The 17,508-nt window shown below is 43.0% G+C and carries 10 protein-coding genes, 2 tRNA genes and 3 rRNA genes; 12 read left to right on the top strand and 3 right to left on the bottom strand.

Going from position 1 to position 17,508, the window contains the following annotated elements; genetic code table 11:
• The first annotated feature begins 6 nt into the window (after window positions 1-6).
• Together E2P86_RS14080 and ccoS are read left to right on the top strand one after the other, a co-directional pair.
• Complete coding sequence (locus E2P86_RS14080) at window positions 7-2,400, top strand: heavy metal translocating P-type ATPase (RefSeq protein WP_085474217.1); 2,394 nt, start codon at window positions 7-9, stop codon at window positions 2,398-2,400.
• 151 nt (window positions 2,401-2,551) lie between these two features.
• Window positions 2,552-2,728, top strand: coding sequence for a cbb3-type cytochrome oxidase assembly protein CcoS (gene ccoS, locus E2P86_RS14075; RefSeq protein ID WP_085474216.1), 177 nt, complete (start codon window positions 2,552-2,554; stop codon window positions 2,726-2,728).
• 103 nt (window positions 2,729-2,831) lie between these two features.
• On the opposite strand, the gene E2P86_RS18330 is transcribed toward ccoS, so the two are convergent.
• On the bottom strand, window positions 2,832-2,954 hold the full coding sequence (locus tag E2P86_RS18330; RefSeq protein WP_262507891.1) for a hypothetical protein: 123 nt from the start codon (window positions 2,952-2,954) through the stop codon (window positions 2,832-2,834).
• Between the two features lie 1,527 nt (window positions 2,955-4,481).
• Here E2P86_RS18330 and E2P86_RS14070 point away from each other — a divergent pair.
• From E2P86_RS14070 to E2P86_RS14045, 6 genes are all read left to right on the top strand, one after another.
• A 16S ribosomal RNA gene (locus E2P86_RS14070) occupies window positions 4,482-6,009 on the top strand.
• A gap of 123 nt (window positions 6,010-6,132) precedes the next feature.
• Window positions 6,133-6,209 (top strand) — tRNA-Ile (locus E2P86_RS14065).
• A 6-nt stretch (window positions 6,210-6,215) separates the two neighbouring features.
• Window positions 6,216-6,289, top strand: a tRNA-Ala gene (locus E2P86_RS14060).
• A gap of 193 nt (window positions 6,290-6,482) precedes the next feature.
• Window positions 6,483-9,367, top strand: a 23S ribosomal RNA gene (locus E2P86_RS14055).
• Between the two features lie 100 nt (window positions 9,368-9,467).
• Window positions 9,468-9,579 (top strand): 5S ribosomal RNA (gene rrf, locus E2P86_RS14050).
• The 16S, 23S and 5S rRNA genes sit together here with 2 tRNA genes alongside, the layout of an rRNA operon.
• Before the next feature lie 253 nt (window positions 9,580-9,832).
• On the top strand, window positions 9,833-10,780 hold the full coding sequence (locus tag E2P86_RS14045) for a TIGR01212 family radical SAM protein (RefSeq protein ID WP_085471189.1): 948 nt from the start codon (window positions 9,833-9,835) through the stop codon (window positions 10,778-10,780).
• Between the two features lie 52 nt (window positions 10,781-10,832).
• Here E2P86_RS14045 and E2P86_RS14040 read toward each other — a convergent pair whose 3' ends face one another.
• Both E2P86_RS14040 and E2P86_RS18445 read right to left on the bottom strand, forming a co-directional pair.
• On the bottom strand, window positions 10,833-11,312 hold the full coding sequence (locus E2P86_RS14040) for a nucleoside triphosphate pyrophosphohydrolase family protein (protein WP_240775514.1): 480 nt from the start codon (window positions 11,310-11,312) through the stop codon (window positions 10,833-10,835).
• A 64-nt stretch (window positions 11,313-11,376) separates the two neighbouring features.
• Window positions 11,377-12,825 (bottom strand): pseudouridine synthase, encoded by a 1,449-nt coding sequence (locus tag E2P86_RS18445; RefSeq protein ID WP_134433579.1) that lies wholly within the window; start codon window positions 12,823-12,825, stop codon window positions 11,377-11,379.
• A gap of 261 nt (window positions 12,826-13,086) precedes the next feature.
• Here E2P86_RS18445 and E2P86_RS14030 point away from each other — a divergent pair, with 261 nt between their 5' ends.
• The 4 genes from E2P86_RS14030 (at window position 13,087) to E2P86_RS14015 (ending at window position 17,482) form a co-directional block, all read left to right on the top strand.
• A complete protein-coding gene (locus tag E2P86_RS14030) occupies window positions 13,087-13,899 on the top strand; it encodes a lytic transglycosylase domain-containing protein (protein WP_085471187.1) in 813 nt (270 codons plus the stop codon).
• Between the two features lie 357 nt (window positions 13,900-14,256).
• Window positions 14,257-16,392: a cytochrome-c oxidase, cbb3-type subunit I gene (gene ccoN / locus E2P86_RS14025; RefSeq protein ID WP_085471186.1), complete on the top strand. Its 2,136-nt coding sequence runs from the start codon at window positions 14,257-14,259 to the stop codon at window positions 16,390-16,392.
• Window positions 16,393-16,403: 11 nt separating this feature from the next.
• Window positions 16,404-16,589, top strand: coding sequence for a hypothetical protein (locus E2P86_RS14020; protein ID WP_085471185.1), 186 nt, complete (start codon window positions 16,404-16,406; stop codon window positions 16,587-16,589).
• A gap of 8 nt (window positions 16,590-16,597) precedes the next feature.
• Window positions 16,598-17,482 carry a cbb3-type cytochrome c oxidase N-terminal domain-containing protein gene (locus E2P86_RS14015; protein WP_240775513.1) on the top strand — a complete coding sequence of 295 codons (885 nt, stop codon included), beginning with the start codon at window positions 16,598-16,600 and terminating at the stop codon, window positions 17,480-17,482.
• Window positions 17,483-17,508 lie beyond the last annotated feature (26 nt).

Here is a 17,508-nt window from a genome sequence, read left to right as displayed (position 1 = left end):
CAATATATGAGCGAAACTGTAAATACTGTTGTTGAAGAAGGGTGCTTCCATTGTGGTGATAAAGTTGAGGAAGCCCCCTTTTTATTAGACGGACATACTTTTTGTTGTTTGGGATGTCAAACGGTGTATCAGGTTTTGCATGATAGTAACATGCAAAACTATTATAAGTATAATACGCATCCGGGACGTTCACAAAAAAAGAAAGGGATTGACGTTTCTTATCTTGATGAACCAAATATTGCAGCAAAGTTAGTTGACTTTAAGGATGACCATATTGCGGTCATGACCTTTTATATTCCTGTAATTCATTGTAGTTCCTGCATATGGCTTTTGGAACATCTTTATAAATTGAATCCTGCCGTTGTTACCTCGCAGGTCGACTTTATGAAAAAGCAAGCGACTATCACTTTTAAACATAATGAGCTATCCTTGCGGGGCTTAGTTGAGTTGTTGATTCATATTGGTTATGAGCCTAAAATAACGCTGCAAGATGTTGTAAAAGAAGGTAAAAAAGTAAATCAAAACGGGTTGGTTGCCAAGATTGCTGTAGCTGGTTTTTGTTTTGGTAATTCAATGATGCTGAGTTTCCCAGAATACTTTGGAATGGCGGATTTTGAAAAGCAATATGCTAGTGTGTTCGGTTATCTTAATTTAGCCTTTGCTGTACCGACTTTACTTTACAGTGCTTCCGATTACTTTAAATCGGCATGGATGAGCCTGAAGCAAAAGCGGCTAAACCTCGATGTTCCTCTAGCGCTTGGTATTTTTATTATTTTTATTCGTACCGCTTTTGAGGTACTAACTAAGACGGGGCCTGGGTTCGCGGACACGTTGTGTAGTTTGGTTTTCTTTATCCTTATCGGAAAGTGGGTGCAACAGCGTACCTATTATCACATCTCTTTCGAACGGGATTACCGTTCTTATTTTCCGGTTGCGGTAACACGGATTGAAAACAATGTAGATCGTCCGGTGCAATTATCTGATCTAAAGGTCGGAGATCGTATTCTGGTGCGTAACAATGAAATTATTCCTGCCGATTCTATCTTGTTGAATGGACAGGCATCGATAGATTTTAGTTTTGTAACAGGCGAATCTCGTGCGGTGGAAAAAATACTCGGTGAGGTGATCTATGCCGGAGGTCGCCAGGTTGGGGAGGCTATTGAATTGGAGGTGGTGAAACCGGTCTCTCAAAGTTACCTTACCAAGTTATGGAACAATGAAAGTTTTAAGCAGTATGAAAAACAGTTTGATACGTTCATTGGGTTTATCAGTAAATATTTTACAATAGGCTTAGTCGCGATTGCGGTGGTGGCTTGTGGTTTTTGGCTTGTGGGAGGTGATTCTATGAAAGCCTGGGGAGCATTTACGGCCGTATTGATTATCGCTTGCCCTTGCGCATTAGCGCTGAGTTCACCTTTTACACTGTCTGCAGCACTGAGTATTTTTGATCGCAATAAGTTTTATATTAAAAATACGGCTGCCATTGAAGAAATGGCAGCGATCGATTGTATTGTTTTTGATAAAACAGGAACGATATCGTCACCGAGATCCTCCTCTATGTTTTTCGAAGGGCAGCTATCCGGTGCTGAAAAAATAGCGGTGGCGTCTGTTTGTCGTAATTCGGGACATCCGCTCAGTCGTGAAATTGTAAAATGGATGAATGTATCATCTTTCCAAGAACTATCTTCTTTTGAGGAAATTGCGGGACAAGGTATGCGGGCGCAAGTAGGTGAAGTCTCTATTTTGGTAGGGTCTGCATCTTTTGTCGGTGTGAAGCAGGGGAGTGCGGATGGGTCTGTTGTTTATGTGTCCATCGATGGTGAAGTAAAAGGTTTCTTTACGCTGGAACAATCATGGCGAGTAGGTTTGGTCGATGTGGTGAATGATTTGAAAGAGGGGTACGATTTGCATTTAATATCTGGTGATAATGAACGGAGAATGGATGCGCTAAAACTGATCTTTCCGAAAGAGTCTAGTTTATTGTTTAACCAAAGTCCTGGAGAGAAGCTTCTTGAAATTGAGGCTTGGCAAGATAAAGGAAAGCAAGTCTGTATGTTGGGAGATGGGTTGAATGATGCCGGAGCCTTACGTAAAGCAGATCTTGGTATTGCGGTTTCGGATGATATCAATAATTTCTCACCAGGCTGTGATGCGATTCTTGATGGGGATTCATTTGCAAAGCTGCCTAAATTTTTCGCTTTTGCAAAAGATGCGGTGAAAGTGATTCACTTGAGCTTTGCGATATCGCTTACCTATAACGTTGTGGGTTTGAGTTTTGCCGTGCAGGGAACGATGTCTCCTTTATTTGCGGCGATCTTGATGCCTATTAGTACGGTAACAATTATTTCGTTTACCAGTTTGTCCACAAGATGGCTTGCTAAAAGACGAAAATTAGTGTAACTTGTTTAAATGGAGTAGAAGCGCGTGAATCCGTGGAGTGGGGTTTGACGAATTAAGCTGTAGGAAAGAGACATAATTTTAAGTCTCCTATACGATAAGAATAATCTCGTTACCACAAAAAAATCGCGAGACGCAAAATAAATTATTTGATATGAACATTATATTCTTTCTTATTGGTTGTAGCGTATTGATTGCGTTGATTTTTCTAGGAGCTTTCTTTTGGGCAAACCGAACTGGTCAACATGATGATACATATACGCCATCTGTACGTATCCTATTCGATGATGAAGTTGTGGCAGATGAAAGGGCAGAAACAAAGAAGAGTTAATTGTTTTCTTTCGTGTGAGGTCGAATTGTGTGATGCCCTTATAAAAAACAAAATGCTTTATCTTAATAAAGCACCTCTTTTTGTTTCGTCTAATACTTGAAGCTTAATCTTCGCTTCTTTTTACTGATTTGGACTGTTTGTCCGTTTTTTGTGAGCCTTGCTCGATAAATCCCCAGTTTGTCATGTAATACATGTAAGGGTTCTTTTGTAGGTTTGTTTTTTTCATCTTTTCTTTTTTTATCATATATATACCTTTCTGTTAATTACCCAATATACAACAAATATTGTTCCAAACCAAATTTTGTCGATACGTATTTGATAGTACTTGGAAGTTTGTAGAGGGTAGATTATAGTTCGTAGTTGATAGATGTTAGTTTGTGGTTGGTAGTTTGTAGAGGGTAGATTATAGTTGATAGAGGTTAGTTCATGATTGGTAGTTTATAGAGGAGAGATTATAGTTGGTCGTTGATAGGGATTAGTTTGTGGTTGGTGGTTTGTCGGAAGAGTTGGTTGGTAGTTGAGAGGGGGGGGAGTGGTAGTTTGTAGAGGGTAGATTATAGTTGATAGAGGTTAGGTCATGATTGGTAGTTTATAGAGGAGAGATTATAGTTGGTCGTTGATAGGGATTAGTTTGTGGTTGGTGGTTTGTCGGAAGAGTTAGTTGGTAGTTCATAGAGATTAGTTTATAATTGGTCGTTTTATAGATTGTCGGGTGAGTTTTCGAATTCGCTGGCGCGAGCTTGTAGCTCGTGTCCAAATCAAAAAGCCGAGGTTCAAGCCACTGCACTATGTGGGATCGAACTAGCGAGGTGTGTCATTGACATGAGGCAGTCTGCGATAAGCAGGTTTGTAACTAACACACATAAAGATTAGACTAGTTGCTGGTAAGATTGCCACAGCTTCGTGCCTCAGGTTCGCAAAGACGCCAAGGAATGCCGCGTCGTCCTTGCGCGGAGGCACGACGCAACAACCATTATTACGGTCCTCTTAATGTTTCTGCAACCTTTTGTCCTTATTCTTTTCTAAATTCTCTCTTCCTTTAAAACTATTATCCATGAACGTCGCTCCATATTCCCGCACACTTTTCTATCAAAACATAATCTATCCCCTACAAACCATAATCTACAAACCATAATCTACGAACTACTTTCTACAAACTACCAACTATGATCTACCAACCACCTACTACGAACCACCAACTGCCAAAAAATATCCACCACGTTTACAGCGTATTATGCCGCATCCCAAAAAAAGACCCGACAAAGTCTTGGAAGGAATAGGTAAAGTTTTCTACCTTTGCACCACTCCGCAAGGGAGGAACACTTGAAATAGAGGTCAAAAACGAGGTCGGCATGTGAGTTAAACATGTTTTTGCCGAATTTTTGTAAAGCGGGAAGGTCAAAATAAAAATCATTTTTATTTTGTTAATCCAAAAAGCTTTTCTACCTTTGCAGTCCCAACCGATAGGAAGGGTATCCCAACCGAAACTTACCGACTCCGGTAAGCCGAAAACAAGGAACATAAACAAGATAGGTCAAGCCTGAAAAGGCAAGATATAGAAGCCAAAGCGCGACGCGGCGGCGAGAGCAGTTCTTTAAGAAAATGATATCATGTAGCGTAACGAGTAGTTGAATTTTTGTTCAGCGAAAGTTAACAAAAAACAAAATCAACCTTAGTCAATTCGGATTAGATATTAATACAAGACAATTCTAATTATTTTGATAAATAGTTAGGTGTCGAACAATTCATTTTTACAATGGAGAGTTTGATCCTGGCTCAGGATGAACGCTAGCGGCAGGCCTAATACATGCAAGTCGAACGGGATCCAGGGTGAAGCTTGCTTCATTCTGGTGAGAGTGGCGCACGGGTGCGTAACGCGTGAGCAACCTACCCATATCAGGGGGATAGCCCGGCGAAAGTCGGATTAACACCGCATAACAATACGGACGCATGGTTCTGTATTTAAATATTTATAGGATATGGATGGGCTCGCGTGACATTAGCTAGTTGGTAAGGTAACGGCTTACCAAGGCGACGATGTCTAGGGGCTCTGAGAGGAGAATCCCCCACACTGGTACTGAGACACGGACCAGACTCCTACGGGAGGCAGCAGTAAGGAATATTGGTCAATGGAGGGAACTCTGAACCAGCCATGCCGCGTGCAGGATGACTGCCCTATGGGTTGTAAACTGCTTTTGTCGAGGAATAAACCTACTTACGTGTAAGTAGCTGAATGTACTCGAAGAATAAGGATCGGCTAACTCCGTGCCAGCAGCCGCGGTAATACGGAGGATCCGAGCGTTATCCGGATTTATTGGGTTTAAAGGGTGCGTAGGCGGCCCATTAAGTCAGGAGTGAAAGACGGCAGCTCAACTGTCGCAGTGCTCTTGATACTGATGGGCTTGAATGTCGCTGAAGATGGCGGAATGAGACAAGTAGCGGTGAAATGCATAGATATGTCTCAGAACTCCGATTGCGAAGGCAGCTATCTAAACGATAATTGACGCTGATGCACGAAAGCGTGGGGATCAAACAGGATTAGATACCCTGGTAGTCCACGCCCTAAACGATGATAACTCGATGTTTGCGATATACAGTAAGCGTCCCAGCGAAAGCGTTAAGTTATCCACCTGGGGAGTACGCCCGCAAGGGTGAAACTCAAAGGAATTGACGGGGGCCCGCACAAGCGGAGGAGCATGTGGTTTAATTCGATGATACGCGAGGAACCTTACCCGGGCTTGAAAGTTAGTGACGGATGCAGAGACGCATCCTTCCTTCGGGACACGAAACTAGGTGCTGCATGGCTGTCGTCAGCTCGTGCCGTGAGGTGTTGGGTTAAGTCCCGCAACGAGCGCAACCCCTATGTTTAGTTGCCAGCATGTAATGGTGGGGACTCTAAACAGACTGCCTGCGCAAGCAGTGAGGAAGGCGGGGACGACGTCAAGTCATCATGGCCCTTACGTCCGGGGCTACACACGTGCTACAATGGATGGTACAGCGGGCAGCTACACAGCAATGTGATGCTAATCTCTAAAAGCCATTCACAGTTCGGATCGGGGTCTGCAACTCGACCCCGTGAAGTTGGATTCGCTAGTAATCGCGTATCAGCAATGACGCGGTGAATACGTTCCCGGGCCTTGTACACACCGCCCGTCAAGCCATGAAAGTTGGGGGTGCCTAAAGCATGTAACCGCAAGGAGCGTGTTAGGGCAAAACCGATAATTGGGGCTAAGTCGTAACAAGGTAGCCGTACCGGAAGGTGCGGCTGGAATACCTCCTTTCTAGAGTATCCGGAATGATGCTCGTTACGCCACACATGATTCATAGGAAAGAAACACATTAAGAAGAAAGTGCCCATCCCTAAGGGGTTTCGGTCACCGAGAGAAAGATGAGAAGTAATAGCTAGTCCCGTAGCTCAGTTGGTTAGAGCACTACACTGATAATGTAGGGGTCAGCAGTTCAAATCTGCTCGGGACTACCATCACACGGGGAATTAGCTCAGCTGGCTAGAGCACCTGCCTTGCACGCAGGGGGTCAACGGTTCGAATCCGTTATTCTCCACTATCTTTGGACGCTGTTTGTACATATATAGTATATAGGTACAGATGGACTGTTCGAAAAGAAAAGTTCTTTGACATATTGGAAGAAAGAAGACACAAGAGAAAACAACAGTAGTGTCCGTTATTAACTAATCGTAGAGGTTAGCTAGGGCGGCACGAAAAGCAACTCATGCTTAGCAAAAGGAGCATGGGTGAAGAAAGTAAATAAGGGCACACGGGGGATGCCTAGGCTCTCAGAGGCGATGAAGGACGTGATAAGCTGCGATAAGCTTCGGGGATTGGCAAATGCGATTTGATCCGAAGATTTCCGAATGGGGCAACCTAACATACTGAAGGTATGTTGTATAATACGCGAACGCGCCGAACTGAAACATCTAAGTAAGCGTAGGAGAAGAAAATAATAATGATTTCCCAAGTAGTGGCGAGCGAACGGGAAAGAGCCCAAACCGGTATTGTTACGGCAATACCGGGGTTGTAGGACCACGATATTGTATTGTCGCTATGAACTGGAAGCAGGTGGGAAACTGCGCGATATGGGTGACAGCCCCGTACAGGTAAAGAATGACAGCATAGTGGTATCCTGAGTACCGCGGGACCGGAGAAATCCTGTGGGAATCCACCAGCACCATCTGGTAAGGCTAAATACTCCTGAGAGACCGATAGTGAACCAGTACCGTGAGGGAAAGGTGAAAAGAACCTCGAACAGAGGAGTGAAAAGAACCTGAAACCGTGTGCTTACAAGCGGTCGGAGCTGGCAGGTCCAGTGACGGCGTGCCTTTTGCATAATGAGCCTACGAGTTACTCTTTACTGGCAAGGTTAAGTGGTTCAGCCACGCAGCCGAAGCGAAAGCGAGTCTGAATAGGGCGCATAGTCAGTAGAGGTAGACGCGAAACCTTGTGATCTACCCTTGGGCAGGTTGAAGTTGCAGTAACATGTAATGGAGGACCGAACCGATAAACGTTGAAAAGTTTCCGGATGACCTGAGGGTAGGGGTGAAAGGCCAATCAAACTGGGAAATAGCTCGTACTCCCCGAAATGTTTTTAGGAACAGCGTGGATATAAAGTCTAGCAGAGGTAGAGCTACCGATTGGGTGCGGGGGAGTCAAATCCTACCAAATCCAGACGAACTCCGAATGCTGTTAGATATGATCTGCAGTGAGGCTTTGGGTGCTAAGGTCCAAGGCCGAGAGGGAAAGAACCCAGACCATCAGCTAAGGTCCCCAAATGTAGTCTAAGTTGAACTAACGAGGTCCGGTTGCCCAGACAGCTAGGATGTTGGCTTGGAAGCAGCCATTCATTTAAAGAGTGCGTAACAGCTCACTAGTCGAGCGGCCGGGCGTGGATAATAAACGGGCATCAAGATTACTACCGAAGCTATGGATTTGTAACATTGGTTACATCTGGTAGGGGAGCATTCTATGGTGGGTGAAGCAGCATGGTAATGTGCTGTGGACAGCATAGAAAAGCAAATGTAGGCATAAGTAACGATAAGGCGGGTGAGAAACCCGCCCACCGAAAGACTAAGGTTTCCTGATCAACGCTAATCGGATCAGGGTTAGTCGGGGCCTAAGGCGCATCCGAAAGGAGGTAGCCGATGGACAACTGGTTAATATTCCAGTACTTTTTATAACTGCGATGTGGTGACGGAGTAGTGACACTGCCGCGAACTGACGGAATAGTTCGTTGAAAGGCGTAGGTATAGGGACGGTAGGCAAATCCGCCGACCCTGCTGAAACCCAATAGTACAGCAAAGCTTCGGTGGCGCTGATAGAGCAGGTAAACAGACTTCCAAGAAAACCCGCTAAGCTTCAGGTTATAAAAACCCGTACCGTAAACCGACACAGGTAGTCGAGGAGAGAATCCTAAGGTGCTCGAGTGAATCATGGCTAAGGAACTCGGCAAAATGGCCCTGTAACTTCGGGAGAAGGGGCGCTTCCTCTAGAGATAGAGAAGCCGCAGTGAAAAGGCCCAGGCGACTGTTTAGCAAAAACATATGGCTTTGCGAAATCGAAAGATGAAGTATAAGGCCTGACACCTGCCCGGTGCTGGAAGGTTAAGAGGGGATGTCATCGCAAGAGAAGCATTGAATCGAAGCCCCAGTAAACGGCGGCCGTAACTATAACGGTCCTAAGGTAGCGAAATTCCTTGTCGGGTAAGTTCCGACCTGCACGAATGGTGTAACGATCTGGGCGCTGTCTCAGCCATGAGCTCGGTGAAATTGTGGTATCGGTGAAGACGCCGGTTACCCGCAACGGGACGGAAAGACCCCATGCACCTTCACTATAGCTTAACATTGGAATTGGGTACAGGATGTGTAGGATAGGCGGGAGATGTTGAAGCGGCTTCGCTAGGAGTCGTGGAATCAACCTTGAAATACCGCCCTTTCTGTATTCGGTTTCTAACTCGATCTTATCGAGGACATTGTTTGGTGGGTAGTTTGACTGGGGTGGTCGCCTCCAAAAAGGTAACGGAGGCTTTCAAAGGTAAGCTCAGTACGCTTGGTAACCGTACGTGGAGTGCAATGGCATAAGCTTGCTTGACTGTGAGACCAACAAGTCGACCAGGGTCGAAAGACGGACATAGTGATCCGGTGGTTCTGTATGGAAGGGCCATCGCTCAAAGGATAAAAGGTACGCTGGGGATAACAGGCTGATCTCCCCCAAGAGCTCATATCGACGGGGAGGTTTGGCACCTCGATGTCGGCTCGTCACATCCTGGGGCTGGAGAAGGTCCCAAGGGTTGGGCTGTTCGCCCATTAAAGTGGCACGCGAGCTGGGTTCAGAACGTCGCGAGACAGTTCGGTCCCTATCTGTTGTGGGCGTTGGAAGTTTGAGTGGATCTGACCTTAGTACGAGAGGACCGGGTTGGACAGACCGCTGGTGAACCTGTTATGCCGCCAGGTGTACGGCAGGGTAGCTACGTCTGGAATAGATAAGCGCTGAAAGCATCTAAGTGCGAAACTAGCCACGAGATGAGACTTCCTTATAGGGTCGTTGGAGATGACAACGTTGATAGGCTATAGGTGTAAAGGTTGAGAGACCAAAGCCGAGTAGTACTAATAGCCCGAAGCTTTCTACAGCGATAGAAACACTGTTGTTTTCTTACTTGTTTCCCTTCTTTCTTCCTGATATGTTATTTGGTTGTTTGTTTAAATTTTATAGCAAGCACATAAAGATATTCAGGTGCCTATATCGGCGGTGTCTACCTCTTCCCATTCCGAACAGAGAAGTCAAGCCCGCCAGAGCCGATGGTATTGCCGTAACAGGTGGGAGAGTAGGTCGGCGCCTAATTTTATACGAAAGCCCCTTCAGGAAACTGGAGGGGCTTTTTTGTTGATAGAAAATAGTTCGCAGTTTATAGAAAGTAGTTTGTGGAAGGTAGTTCGTAGGCTTTACTTTATGGAAAGTAGTTCGTAGTTTATAGTGAATCGTCTGTAAAGAACCAACCATAAACTACGATCTAACAACTATCAACAACGAACTAAAAACTAGCAACAACGAACTATCCCCAACTACACTAACTTTTTACTATCTTTGCACCCTGATGGCTACATTATTAGATAGCGGTGTGAAGCCGTACAATCATTATGGTGCTTATTTAAAAGATAAGTACAATGGACAAAAAGTTTTTAAGGTTATTGTTGACGGTAATTTTACATGTCCGAATCGCGATGGAAGCAAAGGGTTTGGTGGATGTACATATTGTAACGTTGACTCCTTTACACCGGACACAGCGCGTAAGATACCTTCTATACGTGAACAAGTAGAGAATGGTATTGAACGGGCCAGGAACTCCTATGGCGCAGAGAAGTTTATTATCTATTTTCAACCCAATACGAATACTTATGCTCCGACGCATCTTTTGAAGATGATGTACGACGAAGCTTTAAGTATTGATCCGGAAAATACAGTAGGTCTATCTGTAGGCACGCGACCGGATTGTTTGGATTTTGAGAAAATCGCATTGTTAGAGTCCTATACCGATCGACTAGACGTAGATTTAGAGATGGGGATGGAATCTATTTATAATGAAACGTTAGAACGTATTAATAGAGGTTGCTCACACGATGAGTTCGTGAATGTAATGGAGATGTTAAAAGGTACCAAATTGGAACTCTGTGTGCATACTATTTTTGGTTTCCCGTGGGAAACTGAGGAGATGATGTTAGCGTATGCGCATGAAATCAATCGCCAACCTGATATTAAGTTTGTTAAGCTGCATCACTTACATATTGTGGAAGGTTCGATTATGGGGGTGAAGTACAAACGTGAGCCCTTCAAACTATTTACGATAGAAGAGTATACCGATTTTTTAAGTCGTTTTATCCCTTTGCTGCGTCCTGATATTATTATACAGCGTGTTTTCGGGATTGCTGATAAGGAATTACTTATTGCGCCAAATTGGGGATTCCCAAAATCTAAAATTCAAACACATATTGATAAAGGACTTGAAGCCCGAGGGGTGAAGCAAGGAAGTCTTTACCAGGCTTAAAAAAGGTGATCGTTTTAACGATCACCTTTTTTCTTTTAGGATTAAAGGGTTTCTATGCCTCTACAATACTTTTTAAGTCCGCAGGAGAATAGTTTATAGACTTTAAGGTCTTGTTGTCTCCCTCGCGGTAAACTAAGTACAAGCCATCAACTTCTTTGTAGTAAGACTCGACTCCTTTTGCACGGTAATGAGCTTGGGTCGCTTGTGCCTCTTGTTCGTCTTTACACGCTTTACTCATATTCGATCGTTGTACTTCTTCAAACAGCGCATTGAATTTGTCTTTAAGCCCAAACTCCAATACAGCGCCTGAAAGCACATATTGTATGTCGCATAATGCATCTGCAATTTCTACTAGATCTTTATTCTCAATCGCCTCTTTAAGTTCATTCAGCTCTTCAGCGATAAGCGAAACGCGTAGCTCGCAGCGTGCTTGTGAAGGGATTGTCGGTTCCTCTAAAATGGGGTGTTGAAATGTTTTATGAAATTCTGCTACCGAGGTAAGCGTTTTTGGATCTGTCATAGTTTTATTCATTATATGCGTTAAAAATACAAAATCTTGTAGCAACAAAAAAGCGCTTCTAAGAAGCGCCTTTTAATTATTTTATAAGGTGTTTTATTTGAACCAATTCGCGGTCTTCTAAATAACGCCATCTTCCACGTGGAAGGTCTTTCTTAGTCAAGTTAGCATACACGACACGATCTAATTTAACGACTTCGTAACCCAATGATTCGAATATTCTTCTAACAATACGGTTCTTTCCGGAGTGAATTTGAATCCCAACTTCACGCTTACTCGCTCCCTGTACGTAACTCAAATCATCTGGTTTAATTAAACCATCTTCTAATTCAATACCAAACTCAATCTTATTGAAGTCTCCTTGTGTTAGATTTTTGTTCAGTTCTACGTTATATATCTTACTGATATTATTACGAGGATGAGATAATTTCTCGGCTAAGTTTCCATCGTTGGTCAATAGCAAAAGACCTGTCGTATTTCTATCCAGTCGACCGACAGGATAAATACGCTCTTTTGTTGCTTTTGCAACAAGGTGCATCACCGTACGGCGTTCTTGTGGATCATCTGTTGTCGTGATGTAATCTTTCGGTTTATTCAAAAGGATATAAACCATTTTTTCACGTTTCAGACGTTCTCCGTTATAACGGATCTCGTCTTTCGCTGGATCTACTTTAGTCCCTAGTTCGGTTACTGCTTCTCCATTCACAGTGACAACACCCGACTCAATTAATTCATCCGCTTTTCTGCGCGAACAAATACCTGAATTGGAAATGTAACGGTTTAAACGAATTAAGCCGTCATCTTTAGGCTCAGCCGTTGCAATCTTTTTTCTTGGGTAAAAGCGTTTTCCATCTTCTCCGTTACTACCCTCGTCATCTCTGCTAAAGTTTCTTTTGCTACCTCTATAGTCTGATTTGTCAAAAGATCTTTCTCCTCTGTTATCATCTCTACCCGATCTGTTGAACGGTTTGTCAAATGATTTTCTTTCTCCTCTGTTATCATCTCTACCCGATCTGTTGAACGGCTTGTCAAATGATTTTCTTTCTCCTCTGTTATCGTCTCTACCCGATCTGTTGAACGGCTTGTCAAATGATTTTCTTTCCCCTCTGTTATCGTCTCTACCCGATCTGTTGAACGGTTTGTCAAATGATTTTCTTTCCCCTCTGTTATCATCTCTACCCGATCTGTTGAACGGTTTGTCAAATGATTTTCTTTCCCCTCTGTTGTCATCTCTATCCGATCTATTGAAGGATCGACGGTCATCAGATTTCTGAAAAGAACGATTGTCGTCTCTTTTTTGGAAAGGCTTTCTGTCCGATTTTTCAAATCGTCCAAAAGGATGTTCATTTTGTGTTGAGTCAGAACGATCAGAACGTGATCTTCCTGGGCTGTTTTTACCAAAAGGTTTTCTGTCACTACTCGATGAATGTTGGCGACTTTGACCACCTTTGGACTTGAAGCTTTCTGAGTTGCTTCTGTTTTTTTTGGAGTTGTCATCACGACTGTTCCGTTTATTATTGAAAGGCATAATTTTTCGAAATTAAGATACAAAGGTAAGATTTTTATTTGATATACCGAAAAAAAATACTAACAGGTAACATGTGGCCTGTGAGGGCTTAAAGCGTTAGTTTTTAACACCTTTTAACGGGTGTGGAACGTAACTATTTGTTTAGTAAATAAATAGTTCGTATGTTTGTACCCTGAAAAATGGACCAAGCTATTTTTGATCGATTATTGTTTTTCAATAGTAAGAAAAATGAATCGTGGATAGGTAGCATTAAGGGATTGAATGAATAGAAAAAAAGTACTATGCTTTAGTGCTGTTTTGACTGTAATGATCTTGTCAAAACTATGCATAACGGCAAAACCGGAGTCTGGTAAAGACCCAATTAAGAAAGTCTTGTTAGAGCAGCTCGACAAAGACAAGAAGAGAAAAGCAATGGCTCTTTCTCCAGAAAAAGAAAAGGAAGCTTACTACAGCTCCATAACATTTGCCAATGAGAGTGTTCCTTTAGAGAATCCCATGGTAGAGACGAAGTTCGAGAGGTATTTAGCCAGATTCTCCTTCGGTAAGCAGCAATCTTACGATTTACATAAGAAAGCAGAGAAACATCTGCCAAAGATTGCAGCAATTCTTAGATCTTACGGTATTCCCGAAGATTTTAAATACGTACCCCTTATAGAGAGCGATATGGAGCCCGGTGTGACATCGCATAAAGGTGCTGGTGGTTACTGGCAGTTTATGCCTGCTACTGCGCGGTTATATGGTCTAAAGGTAGGTAATGGCGTGGACGAACGTAGAGATTTGATAAAATCTACACATGCGGCAGCGCGATACATTAAAAGCTTATACGATCAGTTTGGGGATTGGACATTAGCTGCAGCAGCCTATAATGTAGGCGGAGGTAGCTTAAAAGGTTCCATTCGCAGACAAGGCGTGAATAACTACTACGCATTAAAGCTGAACCAAGAAACGGGAGCTTATGTCTATAAATTGCTTTCTGTAAAGCAGGTTATTGAAAACCCGAACAAACATGGTTATAAGCGTTATGCGCAGTCTCAGGATAAGTTTCAGCACATTAATGAGCAAAACTTATTGTAGGCGAAAAACCTTCTTAAAATGAAAAGAGAGTTATTTTTTTAAATAACTCTCTTTTTTTTTCAAAATTATAAAACCAACCATTTTTCTTGTTGTTGTACCTGTAGATGTAATGTCATTCTTGTGTCAATATCGTTCCTGCTAGCTTTTGTATTTCTAGATATTGTGTGATTGTTTGAAGCTTTTCATGGTTGAGATTTGGCGCAGAATAACTTTGTTCTTATGGGATTTTTTGATGATTTAGACCTTATAGGTCACCTTTTTTAGAAATGTGACTTATTTCATTTTTTTTAAAAATCTATATCATTAGAGTGTCATAAATGAAGATGTAATTTTACCATATAATCAACAATATTGAATATGCAGTTAGAACACTTTAATTACGACAACAAGATTGTCCGCAACTTCGCCGTTGCAACAATCGTTTGGGGGTTGGTCGGCATGTCCGTGGGATTGCTAGTAGCCGTACAGCTAATCTGGCCGGAAATGAATTTCCTAACACAATACACCACTTTTGGTCGTGTTCGTCCCGTACACACCAACGCGGTGATCTTTGCGTTTGTAGGAAATGGAATTTTCATGGGCGTTTATTACTCGATGCAGCGCGTGCTTAAGACGCGTATGTTTAGCGATGTACTGAGTAAAATCCACTTTTGGGGATGGCAGTTAATCATCGTTGCTGCAGCGACTACGTTACCTTTAGGTTTAACCACCTCGCATGAATATGCGGAAATGGAATGGCCGATTGATATCGCGATTGCTGTTATCTGGGTAACGTTTGGTATCAATATGTTTGGAACCATTATTAAACGTCGCGAGCGTCATATGTATGTTGCCGTATGGTTCTATATCGCAACATTTGTCACGGTAGCGGTTTTACACATTGTTAACTCTATTCAATTACCTGTTGGTCTTTGGAAAAGTATCTATGTATACGCAGGTGTACAAGATGCCTTGGTGCAGTGGTGGTATGGGCACAATGCGGTGGCGTTCTTCCTAACCACACCATACTTAGGGATGATGTATTACTTCTTGCCGAAGATGGCAAATCGTCCGGTGTACTCTTATAAATTAAGTATTCTTCACTTTTGGTCTTTAATATTTATCTATATCTGGGCGGGACCGCACCACTTGTTATACACCTCCTTACCGGGATGGGTACAATCTTTAGGTGTTGTGTTCTCTATTATGTTGATTGCCCCAAGTTGGGGAGGTATGGTCAACGGATTGTTAACCTTACGTGGAGCTTGGGATAAAGTTCGTACCGAACCGATGCTGAAGTTCATGGTGGTAGCCTTAACAGCGTACGGTATGGCAACGTTCGAAGGACCGATGTTATCCTTGAAACAAGTAAACGCAATTGCCCACTTTACAGACTGGATTGTTGCACACGTACACGTTGGTGCATTGGGATGGAACGGTTTTATGACGTTCGCTATTTTATATTATTTGATTCCTAAGATTTACAAGACCCCGTTATACTCTAAGAAATTAGCAAATACCCACTTTTGGATTGGTACGCTTGGGATCTTGTTCTATGCCATCCCGATGTATTGGGCGGCTGTGGTACAAGGCTTGATGTGGAAAGAGTTTACACCAGAAGGTGTTTTGAAATATCCAAATTTCTTGGCTACGACCTTAGAAATCCTTCCTATGCATATGATGCGTGCGATAGGTGGCGCCTTATATCTGGCTGGGGTAATTATGATGACATACAACTTGATTAAAACCATGAAAGCGGGTAAACTGGTTGCCGATGAACCAGCGGAAGCTCCTGCTATGGAAGTTGTAGTTGTTAAAGAACCAACCCATCGTCGTCTAGAGCGTAAACCGATGTTGTTTATGGTATTGGCTTTGATTGCGATCCTGATTGGAGGTATTGTGGAGATGATACCAACCTTTACGATCAGCAGTAATATTCCAAAAATTGCCTCCGTGAAGCCGTATACAGCATTAGAGCTGCAAGGGCGCGACCTCTATATCCGAGAAGGCTGTGTTAACTGTCATACACAGACTATACGACCTTTCCGTTCGGAAACGGCTCGGTATGGCGAATATAGTAAGGCCGGTGAATTTGTGTACGATCATCCGTTCTTGTGGGGATCGAAGCGTACGGGGCCTGATTTACATCGTATAGGTGGTAAATATCCGAACAAATGGCATTTTGACCATATGTTGGATCCAACCATTACCTCACCGGGAAGTATTATGCCGGCATATCCATGGCTAATTGATCAACAATTGGATAACAGTATGCTACAGGCGAAGATGAAAGGTATGCGTACGGTAGGCGTTCCATATTCACAAGAGGAAATTGACAACGCGTTAGCCGATGCGGACAAACAAGCAGCTACCATTGCGAAAGATTTGAAAGATAATCAGGTGACGATCGAAAGTGATAGGGAAATTATTGCTCTTATTGCTTACCTACAGCGGTTGGGAACTGATATCAAAGCAGAGAAGAAAACAGAAGCGACACCTAGTGGTCAAGAATAAAGAAAGAAGCGATGTTTAAGCAATTAACAAATTTAAATGGTGATGAGATGTATCTCATCACCTCCCTATGGATATTCTTGGTGTTTTTTGTCCTGGTAGCTTGCATGCTTTTTTGGATGAAAAAGGATCATATAGACTATATGAAGGATATTCCTTTTGACGATGATGAAAAACAAAATGATCAACAATCTGAATAGAAATTGATATGATGAATATATTATTAACAGCAGATACAGCTACAAAGGCATCTGAATGGATGTTTGGCTCTGGTAATCTTTATAGTGATATTCTGGTGTTGGTGTTGATCCTCGTGATGATTGCCTTGATTGCTACAGCCCTCGTTGTGCATAGAGCATTTAAAGCGATTATCAAAGTAACAATGCCGGAGCTTGCCCTCGAAGAACAAGCGAAGAAAAAGAAGAAAACCGATTGGAATGCTATTTGGAGTAAGCTTTTGAGCTTGCGCCCACTGGAAGAGGAGAAGGATATGGAGATTGACCATGAATACGATGGTATCAAGGAACTGAACAATCCGATTCCTATTTGGTTTAATGCTCTTTTCTACGCGACGATTACATTTGGAGTAGTTTATCTATTCTCCTACCATGTTTTCGGATGGGGGTTGAATCAGGATGATGAGTATAAGGTGGAAATGGCTAAAGCAGAAGCTGCTAAAGCTGCTTATTTAGCACAAGCCGCAAATTTGATTGATGAAAGTACGATTGAAGTGGATGAATCGGGCGTTATGGCTTCAGCAGGTAAAGCGATTTTTATGGCAAACTGTGCGGTGTGCCACGGTAATAGTGGAGAGGGGGGGATTGGTCCCAACCTAACCGATAGAAATTGGTTACACGGTGGTGAGATCAAAGATATCTTTACTGTGGTGAAGTATGGTGTGCCGGATAAGGGAATGGTGCCGTGGGAGCAGACGCTCTCGCCAGCGCAGATTGCAGAAGTAAGTAATTACATCTTTACCTTACGAGATACCAAACCTGCGAATCCAAAAGAACCACAGGGAACGGAGGTTGAATACGAATCAGCATCCAGCAAAGTTGAGCAAGATAGCACAGCTACCTCGGAAACTTTGTAACGTTATTATTTTTTATTGAGAAGAGA

This window comes from Sphingobacterium psychroaquaticum (assembly GCF_004421025.1).
GTDB lineage: Bacteria > Bacteroidota > Bacteroidia > Sphingobacteriales > Sphingobacteriaceae > Sphingobacterium > Sphingobacterium psychroaquaticum.
This window is presented reverse-complemented; position numbering and strand designations above follow the sequence as displayed.